Origin of the sequence: Mycobacterium sp. E1214 (assembly GCF_001666755.1) — a bacterium.
GTDB lineage: Bacteria > Actinomycetota > Actinomycetes > Mycobacteriales > Mycobacteriaceae > Mycobacterium.
The window spans coordinates 1-17060 of sequence record NZ_LZJC01000161.1 but is presented as its reverse complement, the minus strand read 5'-3'; the positions used below and the strand labels follow the sequence as shown (position 1 = coordinate 17060).

General features: G+C 70.0%; 17 protein-coding genes and 2 pseudogenes. 13 read left to right on the top strand and 6 right to left on the bottom strand.

Annotated elements, in window-relative coordinates; translation table 11 throughout:
• Positions 1–14: 14 nt before the first annotated feature.
• The 3 genes from tatC (at position 15) to A5700_RS22300 (ending at position 4599) form a co-directional block, all read left to right on the top strand.
• The gene (gene tatC, locus A5700_RS22310; protein WP_156671379.1) at positions 15–971 is read left to right on the top strand and encodes a twin-arginine translocase subunit TatC; all 957 of its coding nucleotides are present in this window, start codon (positions 15–17) and stop codon (positions 969–971) included.
• On the top strand, positions 961–3759 hold the full coding sequence (locus A5700_RS22305) for an RNA helicase (RefSeq protein ID WP_068066890.1): 2799 nt from the start codon (positions 961–963) through the stop codon (positions 3757–3759). Before tatC ends, A5700_RS22305 begins: the two co-directional genes overlap by 11 nt.
• A gap of 78 nt (positions 3760–3837) precedes the next feature.
• Positions 3838–4599 carry a DUF4333 domain-containing protein gene (locus tag A5700_RS22300; RefSeq protein WP_068066888.1) on the top strand — a complete coding sequence of 254 codons (762 nt, stop codon included), beginning with the start codon at positions 3838–3840 and terminating at the stop codon, positions 4597–4599.
• 4 nt (positions 4600–4603) lie between these two features.
• Here the strand turns inward: A5700_RS22300 and A5700_RS22295 are convergent, their stop codons facing one another.
• A complete protein-coding gene (locus A5700_RS22295) occupies positions 4604–5566 on the bottom strand; it encodes a 5'-3' exonuclease (protein WP_068205025.1) in 963 nt (320 codons plus the stop codon).
• A gap of 55 nt (positions 5567–5621) precedes the next feature.
• Between A5700_RS22295 and A5700_RS22290 the strand changes: the two genes are divergently transcribed.
• From A5700_RS22290 to A5700_RS22280, 5 genes and pseudogenes are all read left to right on the top strand, one after another.
• Positions 5622–6749 (top strand): Xaa-Pro peptidase family protein, encoded by a 1128-nt coding sequence (locus tag A5700_RS22290; RefSeq protein ID WP_068066882.1) that lies wholly within the window; start codon positions 5622–5624, stop codon positions 6747–6749.
• Between the two features lie 111 nt (positions 6750–6860).
• Positions 6861–7127, top strand: a complete 267-nt coding sequence (locus A5700_RS22285) for a hypothetical protein (RefSeq protein ID WP_068066879.1) — start codon at positions 6861–6863, stop codon at positions 7125–7127.
• A 23-nt stretch (positions 7128–7150) separates the two neighbouring features.
• The gene (locus tag A5700_RS25645; protein ID WP_082959553.1) at positions 7151–7414 is read left to right on the top strand and encodes a hypothetical protein; all 264 of its coding nucleotides are present in this window, start codon (positions 7151–7153) and stop codon (positions 7412–7414) included.
• Between the two features lie 155 nt (positions 7415–7569).
• Positions 7570–7863: a hypothetical protein gene (locus A5700_RS25640; RefSeq protein ID WP_082960374.1), complete on the top strand. Its 294-nt coding sequence runs from the start codon at positions 7570–7572 to the stop codon at positions 7861–7863.
• Positions 7864–7994: 131 nt separating this feature from the next.
• Positions 7995–8465: pseudogene (locus tag A5700_RS22280) on the top strand (Imm61 family immunity protein); the annotation flags it as partial.
• A 29-nt stretch (positions 8466–8494) separates the two neighbouring features.
• On the opposite strand, the gene A5700_RS22275 reads toward A5700_RS22280, so the two are convergent.
• Positions 8495–8908, bottom strand: coding sequence for a F420-dependent biliverdin reductase (locus A5700_RS22275; RefSeq protein ID WP_068066870.1), 414 nt, complete (start codon positions 8906–8908; stop codon positions 8495–8497).
• A 35-nt stretch (positions 8909–8943) separates the two neighbouring features.
• Here A5700_RS22275 and A5700_RS22270 point away from each other — a divergent pair, with 35 nt between their 5' ends.
• The 4 genes from A5700_RS22270 to A5700_RS22255 are packed head-to-tail and all read left to right on the top strand — an operon-like array spanning position 8944 to position 12345.
• Positions 8944–9693 carry an SDR family NAD(P)-dependent oxidoreductase gene (locus A5700_RS22270; protein ID WP_068066867.1) on the top strand — a complete coding sequence of 250 codons (750 nt, stop codon included), beginning with the start codon at positions 8944–8946 and terminating at the stop codon, positions 9691–9693.
• A complete protein-coding gene (locus A5700_RS22265; protein WP_068066938.1) occupies positions 9690–10862 on the top strand; it encodes a bifunctional cobalt-precorrin-7 (C(5))-methyltransferase/cobalt-precorrin-6B (C(15))-methyltransferase in 1173 nt (390 codons plus the stop codon). The genes A5700_RS22270 and A5700_RS22265 overlap by 4 nt, the downstream gene beginning before the upstream one ends.
• The gene (gene cobM, locus A5700_RS22260; RefSeq protein ID WP_068066932.1) at positions 10859–11614 is read left to right on the top strand and encodes a precorrin-4 C(11)-methyltransferase; all 756 of its coding nucleotides are present in this window, start codon (positions 10859–10861) and stop codon (positions 11612–11614) included. The genes A5700_RS22265 and cobM overlap by 4 nt, the downstream gene beginning before the upstream one ends.
• Entirely contained in the window at positions 11614–12345 is a 732-nt protein-coding gene (locus A5700_RS22255) for a cobalt-precorrin-6A reductase (RefSeq protein WP_068066864.1), read from the top strand. Before cobM ends, A5700_RS22255 begins: the two co-directional genes overlap by 1 nt.
• On the opposite strand, the gene sigC is transcribed toward A5700_RS22255, so the two are convergent.
• A complete protein-coding gene (sigC, locus tag A5700_RS27105; RefSeq protein WP_231973715.1) occupies positions 12342–12896 on the bottom strand; it encodes an RNA polymerase sigma factor SigC in 555 nt (184 codons plus the stop codon). The genes A5700_RS22255 and sigC overlap by 4 nt on opposite strands.
• A 105-nt stretch (positions 12897–13001) precedes the next feature.
• Positions 13002–13691: pseudogene (locus A5700_RS27100) on the bottom strand (DUF2275 domain-containing protein); the annotation flags it as partial.
• Between the two features lie 173 nt (positions 13692–13864).
• On the opposite strand from A5700_RS27100, the gene A5700_RS22245 reads away from it, so the two are divergent.
• The gene (locus tag A5700_RS22245; RefSeq protein ID WP_068066860.1) at positions 13865–15472 is read left to right on the top strand and encodes a PPE family protein; all 1608 of its coding nucleotides are present in this window, start codon (positions 13865–13867) and stop codon (positions 15470–15472) included.
• Here A5700_RS22245 and A5700_RS22240 read toward each other — a convergent pair.
• Together A5700_RS22240 and A5700_RS22235 are read right to left on the bottom strand one after the other, a co-directional pair.
• Positions 15447–16931: a precorrin-2 C(20)-methyltransferase gene (locus A5700_RS22240; protein WP_068066857.1), complete on the bottom strand. Its 1485-nt coding sequence runs from the start codon at positions 16929–16931 to the stop codon at positions 15447–15449. The genes A5700_RS22245 and A5700_RS22240 overlap by 26 nt on opposite strands.
• On the bottom strand, positions 16928–17060 hold a 133-nt coding region (locus A5700_RS22235), incomplete at its 5' end, for a precorrin-8X methylmutase (RefSeq protein WP_197502751.1). The genes A5700_RS22240 and A5700_RS22235, both read right to left, overlap by 4 nt.

Genomic DNA, 17060 nt, shown 5'->3' with positions numbered 1-17060 from the left:
CCTGACCGAGCTTCGTGAAAGCATTCAAGGTTTCAGCGCGCACTGCCGGCCTGCTGAAGCGCCTCAATCCGCGCAACCGGCGCAGCCGCACCAACCCCGATGCGACGATGTCGCTGGTCGATCACCTGACCGAGCTGCGCACCCGCCTGCTGATCTCCCTGGCCGCGATCCTGCTCACCACGATCTTCGGCTTCGTCTGGTACGGCCACGGGCTCTTCGGGTTGGAAAGCCTCGGCGAATGGTTGCGCCACCCCTACTGCGCCCTGCCGCAGTCGGCCCGCGCGGACATCAGCGCCGACGGCCAGTGCCGCCTGCTGGCCACCGCGCCGTTCGACCAGTTCATGTTGCGGCTCAAGGTCGGTATGACCGCCGGCATCGTGCTGGCCTGCCCGGTGTGGCTCTACGAGCTGTGGGCCTTCATCACGCCCGGCCTCTACCAGAAGGAACGCCGCTTCGCGATTGGCTTCGTCATCCCCGCCGCGGTGCTGTTCATCGGCGGCGCGCTGTTGGCCTACTTCGTGCTGTCCAAGGCGCTGGGCTTCCTGCTGACCGTCGGCAGTGACGTGCAGGTCACCGCGCTCTCCGGCGACCGGTACTTCGGGTTCTTGATCAACCTGCTGGTGGTGTTCGGCGTCAGTTTCGAATTTCCGCTGCTGATCGTGATGCTCAACATGATCGGGGTGCTGACTTACGAACGGCTCAAGGCGTGGCGGCGCGGCCTGATCTTCGCGATGTTCGTGTTCGCTGCGGTGTTCACGCCGGGCTCCGACCCCTTCTCGATGACCGCGCTCGGGGTGGCCCTGTCGGTGCTGCTCGAGCTCGCCATCCAGATCGCCCGGTTCCACGACCGGCGCAAGGCCAAGCGCGACGCCGAGGTCGCGATCCCCGACGACCAGGCCTCCGCCATCGAGGCGCCCACGCCGATCCGGGAACCGTCGTTCAGCGCCGGGCAGCACGACGATGTCACCTGACCCGGCGGCGCCGCAGGAGTCGACGGCGCTGGTCGAGCTGCCCCGGTTCGCCGCGGAACTGCCCTTCGGCCTCGACGGCTTCCAGCAGCGGGCCTGCGCGGCGCTCGAACGGGGCCACGGCGTGCTGGTGTGCGCGCCGACCGGCGCCGGCAAGACGGTGGTCGGCGAGTTCGCCGTGCACCTGGCGCTGGCGGCCGGCGGCAAGTGTTTCTACACCACCCCGCTCAAGGCGCTGAGCAACCAGAAGCACACCGACCTGACCGCACGCTACGGCCGCGACCGCATCGGCCTGTTGACCGGCGACATGTCGGTCAACGCCGACGCGCCCGTGGTGGTGATGACCACCGAAGTGCTGCGCAACATGTTGTACGCGAATTCTTCGGCGCTGCAAGGCCTTTCGTTTGTGGTGATGGACGAGGTGCACTTCCTCGCCGACCGGATGCGTGGGCCGGTGTGGGAAGAGGTGATCCTGCACCTGCCCGACGAGGTGCGGCTGGTCAGCTTGTCGGCGACGGTGAGCAACGCCGAGGAGTTCGGCGGCTGGATCCAAACGGTGCGCGGCGACACGACGGTGGTGGTCGACGAGCACCGGCCCGTGCCGCTGTGGCAGCACGTGCTGGTCGGCAAGCGGCTCTTCGACCTGTTCGACTACCGCAGCGCCGAGGCGCCGCAGGAACCGCGCGCCGGCAACGAACCACGCGTCAATCCGGACCTGGTGCGCCACATCAGTCATCGGCGCGAGGCCGACCGCATGTCGGACTGGCAGCCGCGCCGGCGCGGCGGTCCGCGGGCGGGCCGACCCCGCTTCTACCGGCCCCCGCCGCGGCCCGACGTGATCGCCACCCTGGACGCCGAGGGGTTGTTGCCGGCCATCACGTTCGTGTTCTCCCGCGCGGGCTGCGACGCGGCCGTGCAGCAGTGCCTGCGCTCGCCGCTGCAGCTCACCACCCAGGAGGAGCGCGCACAGATCGCCGAGGTGATCGAACATCGCTGCGGCGACCTCGCCGACGCCGACCTCGATGTTCTCGGCTACTACGAGTGGCGGGAGGGTCTGCTGCGCGGGTTGGCGGCGCATCACGCCGGCATGCTGCCGGCCTTCCGGCACACGGTCGAGGAGCTGTTCACCGCCGGCCTGGTCCGCGCCGTGTTCGCCACCGAAACCCTGGCGCTCGGCATCAACATGCCGGCGCGCACGGTGGTGCTCGAGCGGCTCGTCAAGTTCAACGGCGAGCAGCACGTGCCGCTGACACCGGGGGAGTACACGCAGCTCACCGGCCGCGCCGGGCGGCGCGGCATCGACGTCGAAGGCCACGCCGTGGTGCTGTGGAATCCCAACGAGGAGACCACCGAACCGCCCGCGGTAGCGGGCCTCGCCTCGACCCGCACTTTCCCGCTGCGCAGCTCCTTCGCGCCGTCGTACAACATGACGATCAACCTGGTGCAGCAGATGGGCCCCGAGCAGGCGCACCGTCTGCTGGAGCAGTCGTTCGCGCAGTACCAGGCCGACCGCTCGGTCGTCGGGCTGGTCCGCGGCATCGAGCGCGGCACCAAGATACTCGACGAGATCGCCGCCGAGCTGGGCGGCCCGAAGGCGCCAATCCTGGAGTACGCCCGGCTGCGGGCGCGGATCAGCGAGATGGAACGCGCGCAGTCGCGTGCCTCCCGGCTGCACCGGCGGCAGGCCGCCAGCGACGCGTTGGCCGCGCTACGGCGCGGGGACATCATCAATATCAGCCAGGGTCGGCGCGGCGGGCTGGCCGTGGTGCTCGAATCCGCGCGCGACAGCACCGACCCCCGGCCGCTGGTGCTCACCGAAAACCGGTGGGCCGGCCGCATCTCGTCGGCGGACTATTCGGGCGCGACCGCGCCGGTCGGCTCCATGCCGTTGCCGAAGCGCGTGGAGCACCGCCAACCCCGCGTCCGCCGCGATCTGGCGTCGGCGCTGCGGTCGGCGGCCGCCGGCCTGCCCGTGCCCGCGGGTCGTCGCGGCGCCCGCACCGACGCCGACGGCGGGTTCCACGACCCCGAACTGGCCGGTCTGCGGGAGCAGCTGCGCCGGCACCCGTCGCACAACGGCCCCGGTCTCGAGGAGGCCGTCCGGCAGGCCGAGCGCTACCTGCGGATCGAACGCGACAACGCGCAGCTGGAGAAAAAGGTCGCGACCGCGACCAATTCGCTCGCCCGGACGTTCGACCGCATCCTCGGGCTGCTCACCGAGCGCGGGTTTATCGAGGTGCGCGACGCCGATCCGCGGGTCACCGACGACGGCCGGCTGCTGGCACGCATCTACAGCGAAAGCGACCTGTTGGTCGCCGAGTGCCTGCGCACCGGGGCCTGGGCCGATCTCAAACCGCCCGAACTGGCGGCGGTCGTCTCGTCGGTGCTGTACGAGACCCGCGGCAGCGAGGGCCTGCGCGCGGCGTTCGCCACGGAAGCGCCCACCCAGCCGGTCCGCAAAGCGCTGCAACAGACCCTGCGGCTCTCGCTGGCGCTGCGGGCCGACGAACAGACGCATCGCATCGCCCCCAGCCGCGAGCCCGACGACGGCTTCGTCAACGTCATCTATCGCTGGGCGCGATCCGGTGACCTGGCCGCGGCGCTCGCGGCCGCCGACCCGTCGGGCACCGGGTCGCCGCTGCTGGCGGGGGACTTCGTGCGGTGGTGCCGTCAGGTGCTCGACCTGTTGGACCAGGTGCGCAACGCTGCCCCGGACGCCGAGTTGCGCGCCACCGCCAAGCGGGCCATCAACGACATCCGGCGCGGCGTCGTCGCAGTTGACGCCGGGTAGGCTGAGCCGGAGCTACCGTATGAGCCGTATCGCGAACGCCGACAGTTCGCGCACGACACCAAGAGGCTGAGGAGAACGATGAGCGGACCGCAGGGATCGGACCAGCAGTGGCAACCGCCCGCCCAAGGTAGCGATCATTCTTCCGAGCCGACCCAGGTGGGCTCGTCATCGCCGTGGCAGGAGCACCCGCCTCACGAGGCGACCTGGCAAGCGCCGGCCTACACGCCGCCCGCGGAATACCCGCAGTATCAGCAGCCGGCCGAGCAGGCCTATCCGCAGCAGTACCCGCAGCAGCCCGAGTACGGGCAAACCGGGCAGTACGGTCAGCCGCCGCAATACGGGCAGCCGGGGCAGTACGGCCAGGCGCCTCAATACGGCCCGCCAGGGCAATACGCGCAGCCCGGCCAGTACCCGCAGCCCGGGCAGTACCCGCAGCCGGGCCAGTACGGCCAGCCGGGCCAATACCCGCAGCAGTACCCGGGCTACGAGCAGCCCAAGAAGAAGCGCAACACCACGCTGATCGCCGGGATCGGCGGCGCCGTCGCGCTGCTGCTGATCGCTGTGGTGCTGGTCCTCGGGTTCTGGCAGCCCGGGTTCTTCGTCACGACCAAGCTCGACGTCAACAAGGCGCAAGCCGGCGTGCAGCAGGTCCTGACCGACGAGACCAACGGCTACGGCGCCAAGAACGTCCAGAACGTCAAGTGCAACCACGGCCAGGATCCGACCGTCAAGAAGGGCGCCACCTTCGACTGCGACGTCAGCATCGACGGCGCGCAAAAGCATGTGACGGTGACCTTCCAGGACAACAAGGGCACCTACGAGGTCGGCCGGCCGCAGTAGCCGGTCACGACGGCAGCGCGTCCAGCGCCTTCTGCAGACGCGCGATCGACGAGCCGACACCTAGCTCGGACGCCAGGGTGGCGGTGCGCCGGGGATGGGCGGCCACCAGCGGCAGCTCGTCGGTGCGTGTCGTCAGGGACACGGGCGCGTCGGTCGCGACGCGGACCACCCGGGCGGCGGCCTCGATGTAGTCGGCGGCTTTGAGCAGCTTGCCACGCAGCCCTTTGGCCATTTTCGACTTCGGGTCCTGAGCCGCGGCGAGGATCCCGTCCAGCGAATGGTGTTGGGCGAGCAGCGTCGCCGCGGTTTTTTCGCCGACGCCCGGGACCCCCGGCAGGCCGTCGGAGGGATCGCCGCGCAGCAGCGCCAGCTCGGCGGCCGCGGCGCCGGCGCGGTCCTTCGGCACCCCGTACTGGTCGGCGACTTCGGCCGGCCCGAACAGCGTCGCCTTGGACAACCCGCGGCCGAGGTAGAGCACCCGGACCGGGACGGGGTCGTCGGACACCACCTGCAGCAGGTCGCGGTCACCGCTGACCACCACCACCGGATCGGCGCGTTCTTGCGCGGCGAGCGTGCCGAGCACGTCGTCGGCCTCGAAGCCCTCCGCGCCCGCCGCCGGGATCCCGAACGCGTCCAGCAGCTCCATGATCATGTCAACCTGCGGCGTGAGGTCGTCGGGAACCTCCTCGACGTCCGGTTCACCCGCGGGTTCGGCCTCGGCGACGCGATGCGCCTTGTACGAGGGGATGAGGTCCACTCGGAATTGCGGTCGCCAATCCAAGTCCAGGCAGACGGCCAGCCGGTGCGGCCGCTGCTGGCCGATCACGACCGCCATCGAATCGATGAACCCGCGGACCGCGTTGACGGGCCGGCCGTCCGGGGCGGTGATCGAAGACGGCACCCCATAGTAGGAGCGGAACCACATGCTGGCGCCGTCGAGCAAGACCAGTGGGCGGCGTGGCGGCATGCCGGCTATGGTCTCACGCGCCGGTCGGCGGCAAGCGGGCATTAGCCTGGCAGCCATGGAATCTGACCGCTTCGACGCCGACGTCTACGCTCGGCGGCTGGCCGCGGCGGCCGCCGCCACCGCGGACGCGGGACTTGCCGGCCTGGTGATCACGCCCGGATACGACTTGCGCTACCTTGTCGGTTCCCGCGCCCAGACGTTCGAGCGGCTCACGGCGCTGGTGTTGCCGGTCGACGGCGCGCCGACGATCGTGGTGCCACGACTCGAGCTGGCGTCGCTGCAGGCTTCGGCTATCACCGAATTGGGTGTGACGGTGCGGGATTGGGTCGATGGCGACGACCCCTATCGGTTGGTGAGCGCCGCTCTCGGCGCGGTCCCGGTGGCGACCGCCGTCACCGATTCCATGCCGGCCCTGCACCTGCTGCCGTTGGCCGGCGTGCTCGGCACGCTGCCCGTGCTGGCCACCGACGTCCTGCGGACGTTGCGAATGGTCAAGGAGGAGTGCGAGATCGACGCGCTGCGGAAGGCCGGCGCGGCCATCGACCGAGTGCACGCCCGAGTCCCGCAGTTTCTTTCTCCCGGCCGCACCGAGGCGGACGTCGCCGCCGACATCGCGGAAGCCATTGTGGCCGAGGGGCATTCGGAAGTGGCGTTCATCATCGTCGGCTCCGGGCCGCACGGCGCCGACCCGCACCACGGCTACTCGGACCGCGAACTGCAGATCGGTGACATCGTCGTCATCGACATCGGCGGCTCGTACGAACCCGGCTACAACTCCGACTGCACCCGCACCTACAGCATCGGTGAACCCGCTCCAGAGATCGCCGAGCGCTATGCGGTGCTTCAGCACGCGCAGCGCGCCGCCGTCGACGCGGTGCGCCCGGGCGTGACGGCCGAGCAGGTCGATGCCGCGGCGCGCGACGTGCTGGCCGGGGCGGGGCTAGCCGAGCATTTCGTGCACCGGACCGGCCACGGTATCGGGCTGTCGGTGCACGAGGAGCCCTACATCGTCGGCGGGAACGACCTGCCATTGACCGCAGGCATGGCCTTTTCCGTCGAGCCGGGCATCTACTTTCCCGGGCAGTGGGGCGCCCGCATCGAGGACATCGTCGTCGTGACCGACGACGGCGCCTTGGCCGTCAACTCGCGTTCGCACGATCTGATCGTGGTCCCTGTGGATTGACGGGGCGGGTGTGGACGGGCGAATTGTGGCGATCTTGGGCGCGGGCTAACTTGGCCAGGGCCACGATTGGGTGAATAGCGGCGGCGCGCGATGTCGACCAGAATTTTGCGGGTGACTCCGCTGGTGGTCGACCCCAAGGCGTTATGCGCCGCGGGCAACGCTGCGGCGGGAATCGGGGATGGGCTCTGGGCGAACCTGACGGTCGTCGGCACGGGTTTTGACGCCAACACCGGCGGTGATTTGGCGGGCGTGATGTTCGGGCGCGGCTACCAGACTTCGGCCAAGTCGTTGCTGAAGGCGGTCGCGGCCGCAGTCAACGCCTGCCGACAGGAAACTGTGATAGACGGCGCGGAGTTGGCCCCAGGTGGTCTACATTGAGGCACACTCGAGTAGGAACAATAATGACATTCGACGACACCTATTTCTCTCGAAAAGATCGGTATTCACTCGGTGTTGAATCCACCTCAGGTCGTTATTATGCATCAATACCGGTAAGTAACGGCATCGTTGACTACGAGGAGTACTACGAACTTACACGGGAACAACACGACCAGTTCCTTCGCGATCCTTTTGCAGCGCTGCAGTTCGTCGAGGCTTGCCGAGGGCATGAACACGACGACCTTCTGCTGCAACGGCCCGGAAAAAACCGCGGCACGCCAACCTGAGCGTTAATTAGCCGGCTTCGCACAATGGCAGCACGGTTAGAGGTCTGCTTGAGCCGAAGTATCGCGTCTCTAGGCAGGATGCGCGGGGCGTAGTGCGCGCGGTAGTAGGAGTTCGCTTGAGCCCGGCAATATTGGGAAACGGTTGAGTTACCACTATGGATGACAATGCCCTCAACGAGCCGATCGTGATCGCCATAAAGGATAGCGCTGTGCCGCGCATCGATAAGCAAAAATTAGTCGAGAGGTATGGTGCTGGCTTGGGAGAAACCCTCGCATCAGAAATCGCTACGATTATTCAAGAAGCAGTCAAAATGCCAATAGAGTGGGGCGGTATGACACTTGAAGAGGGTATGAACGATATCATGAAGCGCTTCGCAAGATTCCATCCAGAGTTGTCTAAAGAGGCGCTCCACGAGATTGGTCGGTGTGTCGCCTGGAACTGGCGTTAGTGACTAGGCTCGTTGCAGGTTCGGTTCTTAACTCGGACGGGTGCATGACGGTCGAGGAACTCACTGATCCCGATGTTGGTGTCCTACAATGACCGACTGCGTCGAGATATCGCCGGGCTGAAAAAACCGGCTTTTCATCGACGCCAGCGCGGAACACCGAAGACGGCCGAGCTATTTTCTGGACCTCCTCGGGCGAGCTCCGTATCTTCATCGGCATCGACGGCGATGGCTTATTTGTCGTGTCAGATTCTGATCGAATGAACTCTGAGTATCTCGTGTTGGCTGCACCCTCGCTTGAAACAATCGAAAAATACCTGTATGGGAGATTTGGGTTTGCTCTACGTAGCGACAAAGGTCTTCCGCATCTACGTACTCCGGTGCTCGAAGAGCTGGGATACAGCTGTACCAGTCAGCCGCACAAGGATCGAGAGCGCTTCGCTCTAGTGAATGCTGCTGGTGCGTTGATCGCTATCGGCAGCGCCGATCGATTGACTGCGAAGGTGGAGTTTAAAAGGCTCGCCCTGATGTTGACGGCGAGTATCGATGAAATCGAGTCATCAATGATGGATCCGGACGGCAAGCCGTTGTGCGAGCACGAGTGACGCGGGATGGTTAATTCGAGTTGGCGAAGCTAGTTGTCGCCTCGGTCCAACAAACCCGAAGATCCGAGCACGCGCTCGATCTGCACCTCGATGACCACCCGTCGCGGGTTGGGGCGCGGCGTCCGGTAGCGCTGCGCATAGCGCAGCTCGGCGTCGCGCACGGCGTCGCCGTCCGCGTTGACCGTCGACCGCCCCTCCAGCGACAGCCACCGCGCGCCGTCGACCTGACTCAGCACGGCGATGCCGCCGCGTTCGGCGTTGACGGCCTTCTGCGAGCCACCGGTGGTGATGACCCGGGCGATGTGGGTCTTGGGGTCGAAGGTGAAACCCACGGCCACCACATGCGGTGAGTTGTCGGCGCGCAGCGTGGTCAGCATGGCCAGATGCCGCTCGGACAAGAAGGCCAACGCGTCGTCGGTGAGCCGGGTAGTGGTATTCGCCATCACCGCCCACGCTAGCGCAGGTCATAATCGCAGCCGTGGACGACACGGGCGCGGGCTCGCTACTGGTGCTGGGCGGCCGCAGCGAGATCGGCATCGAGGTGGCCCGGCGGCTGGCGCCGGGGCGCACGGTGGTGCTGGCGGCGCGACGGTCCGACCAACTCGGCGACCAGGTTGCCGCGGTGCGGGCAGCCGGTGCGGCGACCGTGCACACGCGCGAGTTCGACGCCGACGACCTGGCCTCCCACGGTCCCCTCGTCGCGTCGGTCGTCGCCGAACACGGACCCATCGGGACCGCGGTACTCGCGTTCGGGATCCTCGGCGACCAGGCCCGTGCCGAGACCGACGCGGCCCACGCCGTCGCGGTCGTGCACACCGACTTCGTCGCTCAGGTCAGCGCGCTCACCCACCTGGCCACCGCCATGCGCACAGCCGGCCACGGCTCACTGGTGGTGTTCTCCTCGATTGCGGGCGCCCGGGTGCGCCGCGCCAACTATGTGTACGGCTCGGCCAAGGCGGGCCTGGACGGTTTCGCCAACGGCCTGGCCGACGCCCTGCACGGCACCGGCGTGCGTCTGCTGCTTGTCCGCCCCGGATTCGTCATCGGACGCATGACGCAGGGCATGTCGCCCGCCCCGCTGCCCACTACTCCGGAGCGGGTGGCCGACGCGACGGTGCGGGCGCTGGCCGAGGGCCGGCGTTCGGTGTGGATTCCCTGGGCGCTCGGACCGGTGTCGGTCGTGCTGCGGATATTGCCGCGCTTCGTGTGGCGCAGGATGCCGCGATGATCGTCGTCGTAGGGATCGGCGCGGACGGCATGGCCGGTCTGTCCGAGCAGTCCAGGCGCGAATTACAGTCGGCCGCAGTCATCTACGGCTCGCTCCGCCAGCTCGACCTGCTCGACGACACCGTCGGTGCGCAGCGCGCGCGCTGGCCGTCACCGCTGCTGCCCGCGCTGCATGACGCCCTCGACGCGCATCCGGGCGACGTGCACGTGCTTGCCAGCGGCGACCCGCTGCTGCACGGCGTCGGCGGCACCCTCATCCGTCTCTACGGCTCCGAGCGGGTCAGGGTGCTGCCGCACGTGTCGTCGGTGACCCTGGCGTGCGCGCGAATGGGTTGGAACGTGCACGACACCGAGGTGATCAGCGTGGTGACCGCCCCGCCGCACACGGCGGTGCGCCGCGGCGGCCAGGCCATTGTGCTGTCGCGCGGCCGCTCGACGCCCGCGGCACTGGCGGAACTGCTGCGCGCCCACGGTAGGGGCGACTCCGCCTTCACTGTGCTCGAAAACCTCGGGGGTGCAACCGAACACCGCCGCGACGGCACCGCACGACAATGGGCCGACGACCCGCCCAGCGACGTCGACGACCTCAACGTGATCGCCGTCCGCTACCTGCCCGACGAACGCCCGGCGTCGCTGCCCGACGACGCGTTCGCCCACGACGGTCAGATCACCAAACACGGGATCCGTGCGGTGACGCTCGCGGCGTTGGCGCCGCGCCCCGGCGAGCGGCTGTGGGATGTCGGCGCCGGATCCGGCAGCATCAGCGTGGAATGGTGCCGCCGCTGGTCGGGCTGCGCCGCCGTCGCGTTCGAACGCGACGAGCGGCGCCGCCGCAACGTCGAAACCAACGCCGCCGCCTTCGGCGTCGTCATCGACACCCGTGGCGCAGCGCCCGACGCCTTCGACGACGCGGCGGCGCCGTCGGCGATCTTCATCGGCGGCGGGCTGACGCAACCGGGCCTGCTCGATGCGTGCCTCGACGCACTGCCCGCGACCGGACGCCTCGTCGCCAACGCCGTTACAGCGGAGTCGGAAGCGCTTCTCGTGCAGGCGTATTCGCGTCATGGGGGTCGGCTCAGGCGGTTCTACCATCAGCACGGTGAGCCGCTGGGCGGCTTCACCGGATGGCGGCCGCAGATGCCGGTCACGCAATGGGCGATGACGCGATGACGGTCTACTTCATCGGCGCGGGTCCGGGCGCCGCCGACCTCATCACCGTCCGCGGTCAGCGGCTGCTGGGAGGATGCCAGGTCTGCCTGTACGCCGGGTCGATCATGCCCGACGACCTGCTGGCGTGGTGCCCCGACACCGCGAAAGTCGTTGATACCGGCCCGCTCACGCTGGACCAGATCGTCGCCGAACTCGCCGACGCCCACGCCGCCGGCCACGACGTGGCCCGGCTGCACTCCGGAGACCCCTCGCTGTACAGCGCCCTGGCCGAGCAGTGCCGCCGCCTCGACGGTCTGGGCATCGACTACGAGATCGTCCCCGGCGTGCCGGCGTTCGCGGCCGCCGCGGCGGCGCTCAAACGCGAGCTCACGGTCCCCGGGATCGCGCAAACGGTGACCCTGACCCGCGTCGCGACGCTGTCGACCGCCATGCCGCCGGGCGAGGATCTCGGCACGCTGGCCCACGCCGGGGCCACCCTCGTCCTGCACCTGGCCGCCGCCCAAATCGACGCCATCGTGCCGCAGCTGCTCGACGGCGGCTACTCACCCGAGACACCCACCGCCGTCGTGGCTTTCGCCAGCTGGCCGCAGGAGACGGTGCTGCGCGGCACGATCGCCGACATCGCCGCGCAGATGCATCACGCCCGCATCACCAAGACCGCCGTCATCATCGTGGGCGACGCCCTGGCGGCTGGGGAATTCAGCGACAGCTACCTGTATTCGAGCGGGCGAGCCCGGGGCAGTGGCCACTGATGCGCGTGCTGCTCCTCGGCGGCACGGCGGAGGCCCGCGCGTTGGCCGTGGCGCTGCACCCACGCTTCGACATCGTCAGCTCGCTGGCGGGTCGGGTGCCCGACCCGGCGTTGCCGGTGGGCCCCGTCCGCGTCGGAGGTTTCGGCGGCGTCGAGGGGTTGAGCCGCTGGCTGCAACACGAACACATCACCGCGGTCGTCGACGCCACCCACCCGTTCGCGGCCACCATGACGGCGCACGCCGCCCAAGCGTGTGGCGCACTGCGGATGCCGCACCTGGTCTTGGCGCGCCCGGCGTGGGATCCGGGCGGCGCCGTCGTCGTCGGATCCGACCGGGAAGCGGCGGAAACGGTTGCACGGCAAGGGTATTCGCGGGTCTTTCTTACGACGGGGCGCTCCGGCGCCCGGGCTTTCGTCGACAGCGACGCCTGGTTCCTCATCCGCGCCGTCACCGAACCGGACAGGGCCGTGCTTCCGCGACGGCACCGGTTGCTGTTATCGCGCGGCCCCTACCGCTACGACGGCGAGCTCGCGCTGCTGCGCGAGCACCGCATCGAGGTGCTGGTCACCAAGAACAGCGGCGGTGAGATGACGCGGGCCAAACTCGATGCGGCCGCGGCGCTCGACGTCGGGGTGGTGATGGTGGCGCGCCCGCCGCTGCCGGCGGGGGTGCGAACCGTCGGCACGGTCGGCGAGGCCGCCGCGTGGGTGGCCGCCCTGGGCGCCACCTAACCGGTCAGGTCGGTCCGCTCCACGTCGGCCAGCAGCGCGTCGCGGGCGCGTGCCACCCGCGATCGGATGGTGCCCACCGGGCACCCGCATACCTCGGCGGCATCGGCGTAGGGCAGGCCGAGCAGCTGCGTGAGCAGCAGCGCCTCGCGCTGCTCGGGGGCCAGGCCGGCGATCATCGTGGTGACCTCGACCCAATCCTCGAAGCCACGGGCGTGGCGGTCCGCGCGCGGCGCGTGTTCGATATCGGTGCCGAGGGCGGGGCGCGGCCGCGACTGCAGGTGCCGGATGTGGTCGGCCACCACGCGGCGGGCGATGGCCAGCAGCCAGGTCCGTGCGCTGGAGCGTGCCGAGAATCGCTCGATGGCACCGATAGCGCGCAGGAAGGTTTCTTGGGTGAGATCGTCGGCGCTGCCCGCGTCCGACAAGTACGTGACGAACCGCCAAACGTCTTGCTGGGTCGCCTTGATGAACTGCTCGAGCGCTCGCTCGTTCCCGCGTGCGGCCGCCACGGCGAGCGCGGTGACGGCCTCGTCGTCGCTGCACGCGGTCATGGCCAACCACCTTAGTGGCACGGGGACCGGGAGTCTACGACCGCCCGTCGTAGTGGAGGCCCAGGGCGAGCGGTTGATCGGCCACAGGTGTCCGCGCCGCCGAGCTCCCGACGAGGGGGCCGCGGGGGCCGGGCGGTTGGCGTCCGGGGCGCCGGAGCGCCGCGGCCGGTGCGAGCCGACCCGTTCCCGTGCCACCAGCAACGCGAACGCCAGGCCGAGCAGCAGCGGCATGTGGCTGGCCACCCGGGTGGCGGTCACTTCACCGGCGAACGCGTCCACGATCACATAACCCAGCAGCGCAACGGAATACACGCCGGTGATGGCCGCCACGCCGATCGCGGCCACCGGCCATACGCCGGCGGCGATCATCGCCAGTCCCAGCGCCAGCAACCACGCGGTCGACTCGTGCATGAGGTGCTCACCGGACATCGCGCCGTGCATGTGGGTCGCCACCATGCCGAAGTCGGTCCCGCTGATCTGGGCCGCCGCGATCGCCACCTGGAACAGCCCGACGGCGATCAGCCCCCAGCGGCGGTAGTGCGAGCGCAGCCAGCGCATCCAGCGCTGCCGACCGGTCGCCTGCTCGTTGATGCTGGCCATGATTTTGTCGACCAGGTCCGGTGCGGCACCGGGCGGGACCGCGGCGAACCGGCGGGTCTGCACGGCCGCGCCGATGAGCCAGGACCGGCAGCTCCGGCACGTCTCCAGGTGGGCGTCGACCTGCTGGGCAAGCACCTGGGGGCGTTCACCGTCGAGACGAGCAGACAGCGCCTCGCGCGCCACGTCACACCGCATCCCTGCATCGTTGCGCAACCCCGGTCCGCGCGCAAAGAAGCGACGAAATCCACGGGGCGGGAACTATTCGGTCCCGCCGCCCGACCACTAGACGTCACAGCTTTCAGCGTCGCCAGCCCGCCCGCCTGTCTCACCGAAGAGGTGCTCGTGTTCCTGCCCCAAGGACCCCGACGATGACCGCCCCGATCTGGATCGCGTTTCCGCCCGAGGTGCACTCGACGCTGCTCAGCAGCGGCCCGGGGCCGGGCCCGCTGTTGGCCGCCGCGGCGACGTGGTCGTCGATGGGTGCGGAATACACCGACGCGGCGACCGAACTCAGCGGGTTGCTGAGCGGCGTGGCGGCCGGCGCGTGGGAGGGCCCGAGCGCCGCGCAGTACGTGGCGGCCCACGGCCCCTACCTGGCCTGGTTACAGGAGAGCGCCGGCAAGAGCGCGACGGCCGCGACGTTGCACGAGACGGCGGCCGGCGCCTACACCGCCGCCTTGGCGGCCATGCCCACGCTGGGCGAGCTCGCGGCGAACCACGCCGTGCACGGCGCCCTGGTGGCGACGAACTTCTTCGGCATCAACACCATTCCCATCGCCGTCAACGAGGCCGACTATGCCCGCATGTGGGTGCAAGCCGCCACGACGATGACCACCTACCAGGCCGTCAGCGAATCCGCGCTCGCGGCGGTGCCGGCGACCACGCCGGCCCCGCAGATCGTGACGGCGAGCGCCGTGGCCACGGATTCGACCGTCGCCGCGGCCGACACCCAGACCACGCCGACCTACCCGTCCTGGGAGGACCAGCTCACCCAGTGGCTGCAGCAGTACACCAGCAGCTTCGCGTGGCCGGTGTCGAAGGAGCTCAATCCCGGCGGGTGGCCGTTCCCGCCGCTGCCGTTCGTCAACGCGATCAGCTCGTTCTTCTCCCAGCTGGGCCTGTCACCGGCGCTGGCCAGCGCGATCGGCTGGGCCGTGTTCCACACCTTCATGATCTTCTATCCGTTCATTCAGGCGGCGATCCAGCTGGCGGTGGTGGCGGCGGTCCCGGCGATGCTCATCGCGGCGGCTGCGGGCGCCGGCGCGGGGGCCGCGACGGCGATCGCGGTGAGCACCGCGGTTCCCGTGGCCGTGCAACCGCCGCTGCCGGTGGCGACGGCCGCGCCCGCCCCGATGGCCACGGCCGCCCCGGCGCCCACGGCGGCGCCGGCGAGCGTGAGCCACGTGCCGACGACCGCCAGCGCCCCGGCGCCGAGCGTCGCCACCTCGGCAGGCGGCGGACCGGTCGGCGGCGGCCCCGGCGTGGGCTTCGGCCCGACGGCCACTGACGGCCTGGGCGCCGGCATGTCCGACGCGCTGTACGCCGTGGGCCTGTCCGGGCTGTCGGCGCGCAACAGCGCCAGCGGCAAGGCGCGGCGCAAGTCCCCGGAGCCGTCGCCCGACGACGTGGACGCGCCCGCGGCGGCCGCTGCGGCGGCGGCGGCCAAGAAGCGGGCGCGGCTGCGCCGGCATCGCCCCGGCACGGTCCAGGACCGCGCCTACCGCTACGAGTTCATGGACCTCGATGCCGACTCCGCCCCGGACGCGGGCGTCGGCCCGGACGCCGCGCCCGCCACCTATCCCTCCGAGGACGGTGCGGGCCCGCTGGGCTTTGCCGGGGTGGGCGCGAAGGCGGGGGCCGCGCGGCCCGCGGGGTTGACGACGCTGGCGGGCGACGGCTTCAGCGACGGGCCGGCCATGCCGATGATGCCGAGCAGCTGGGGGGCCGAGCTCAACCCGGGTAACGCCGAGGGGTGAACACCCGGTGCCCGGCTTCGTCTGAGTACCACTGGGTTTGGGACGACCCGACGATCAGCAGGCAGCGCATGTCGATCTCGGCGGGGTTCAGGTCGGCCAACCGCACCACCCGGACGTCCTCGTCGGGCCCGGACACGTTGCGGCCGATCACCACGGGCGTGCCGGGTTCGCGGTGGGCCAGCAGGATGTCGCGCATCTCGCCGACCTGCCAGGTGCGCGTCTTGGAGGCGGGGTTGTACACCGCAAGCACCAGATCGGCGGCCGCCGCCGCGGCCAGCCGGGCCGCGATCACGTCCCAGGGCTTGAGCCGGTCGGACAGCGAAATCACCGCGTAGTCGTGCCCCAGCGGGGCGCCCACCCGGCTGGCGACCGCCTGAGCGGCGGTCATCGCCGGGACCACCCGCACGCGCACGCCGGGCCACTGCTTGGCCTCCTCGAGCACCGCGGTCGCCATCGCGAACACGCCGGGGTCGCCGGAGGACACCACCGCCACGGCCCGGCCCTGCTCGGCCAGCGCGCACGCCAGGCGGGCCCGCGCGGGCTCGTCGCTGTTGTCGCTGGGGTGGCATAGCTGGCCGTCGCGCACGGCGACGCGGTCGAGGTAGCCGCTGTAGCCGATCAGGTCGGTCGCGGCCGCCAACTCGCGGCGGGTCTGCGGGGTGATCCACTCTTGGTCGCCGGGGCCCAGACCCAGCACCGCGACGGTGCCGGCCCCCCGCGGCGCCGCGGACGACCGGCCGAACCGGCGCCCGCCGGGCAGCATGGCCAGCGAGAAGTACGGCACGCTGGTCTCGTCGACGTCGGCGGCGGGTCCGATGCGCTGCCGTGGGCTGCTGGCACGCTCGACGTAGAACGCGTCGTCCAGCCGACCCGACGCGGAAAGCGCTTGCCGCACGGCGTTATACGAACGGCCCAACTTCAGGATCACGGCGGCGTCGGAGTCGGCGAGCCGGCGGGTGAGCTCGTCGACCGGCAGCGTGCCCGGCAGCACCGTCAGCACCTCGTCGCCGGCCACCAGTGGGGTGGCGAGGGCCGCCGAGGCGGCGCTCACCGACGTCACGCCCGGCACGATCACCGCGTCGAACCGTTCGGTGAGCCGGGCGTGCAGGTGCATGTAGGAGCTGTAGAACAGCGGGTCACCCTCGGCGAGCAGCGCCACGTTGCGGCCGGCGTCGAGGTGGGCGGCGATGCGCCGCGTCGCCGCCACGTAGAAGTCTTCGAGGGCGCCGTCGTAACCGCCCGGGTGGTCGGTCACCTCGGTGGTCACCGGGTAGACCAGGTGCTCCTCGAGCTGCCCCGGCCGCAGATACGGTTCGGCGATGCCGCGGGCGATGCTGCGCCCGTGCCGCGCGCTGTGATAGGCCACGACGTCCGCCTCGCCGATCACCCGGGCGGCCTTGACGGTGACCAGCTCCGGGTCGCCCGGACCCAGCCCGACGCCCCACAAGGTGCCGGTCATTCGGCGTCGCTCGCGATTGCGTTGACCGCCGCCGCGGCCATGGCGCTGCCGCCTCGCCGGCCGCGCACCACCAGGTAGGACATGCCGCGGGGCCGCTCGACGAGCTCCTGCTTGGACTGCGCCGATCCG

Bases quoted from the DNA above. Each gene is read 5' to 3' on its own strand.
- A5700_RS22305 (WP_068066890.1), top strand. From the start codon at position 961: ATGTCACCTGACCCGGCGGCGCCGCAGGAGTCGACGGCGCTGGTCGAG.
- A5700_RS22300 (WP_068066888.1), top strand. From the start codon at position 3,838: ATGAGCGGACCGCAGGGATCGGACCAGCAGTGGCAACCGCCCGCCCAA.
- A5700_RS22295 (WP_068205025.1), bottom strand. From the start codon at position 5,566: ATGCCGCCACGCCGCCCACTGGTCTTGCTCGACGGCGCCAGCATGTGG.
- A5700_RS22290 (WP_068066882.1), top strand. From the start codon at position 5,622: ATGGAATCTGACCGCTTCGACGCCGACGTCTACGCTCGGCGGCTGGCC.
- A5700_RS25645 (WP_082959553.1), top strand. From the start codon at position 7,151: ATGACATTCGACGACACCTATTTCTCTCGAAAAGATCGGTATTCACTC.
- A5700_RS25640 (WP_082960374.1), top strand. From the start codon at position 7,570: ATGGATGACAATGCCCTCAACGAGCCGATCGTGATCGCCATAAAGGAT.
- A5700_RS22275 (WP_068066870.1), bottom strand. From the start codon at position 8,908: ATGGCGAATACCACTACCCGGCTCACCGACGACGCGTTGGCCTTCTTG.
- A5700_RS22265 (WP_068066938.1), top strand. From the start codon at position 9,690: ATGATCGTCGTCGTAGGGATCGGCGCGGACGGCATGGCCGGTCTGTCC.
- cobM (WP_068066932.1), top strand. From the start codon at position 10,859: ATGACGGTCTACTTCATCGGCGCGGGTCCGGGCGCCGCCGACCTCATC.
- A5700_RS22255 (WP_068066864.1), top strand. From the start codon at position 11,614: ATGCGCGTGCTGCTCCTCGGCGGCACGGCGGAGGCCCGCGCGTTGGCC.
- sigC (WP_231973715.1), bottom strand. From the start codon at position 12,896: ATGACCGCGTGCAGCGACGACGAGGCCGTCACCGCGCTCGCCGTGGCG.
- A5700_RS22245 (WP_068066860.1), top strand. From the start codon at position 13,865: ATGACCGCCCCGATCTGGATCGCGTTTCCGCCCGAGGTGCACTCGACG.
- A5700_RS22240 (WP_068066857.1), bottom strand. From the start codon at position 16,931: ATGACCGGCACCTTGTGGGGCGTCGGGCTGGGTCCGGGCGACCCGGAG.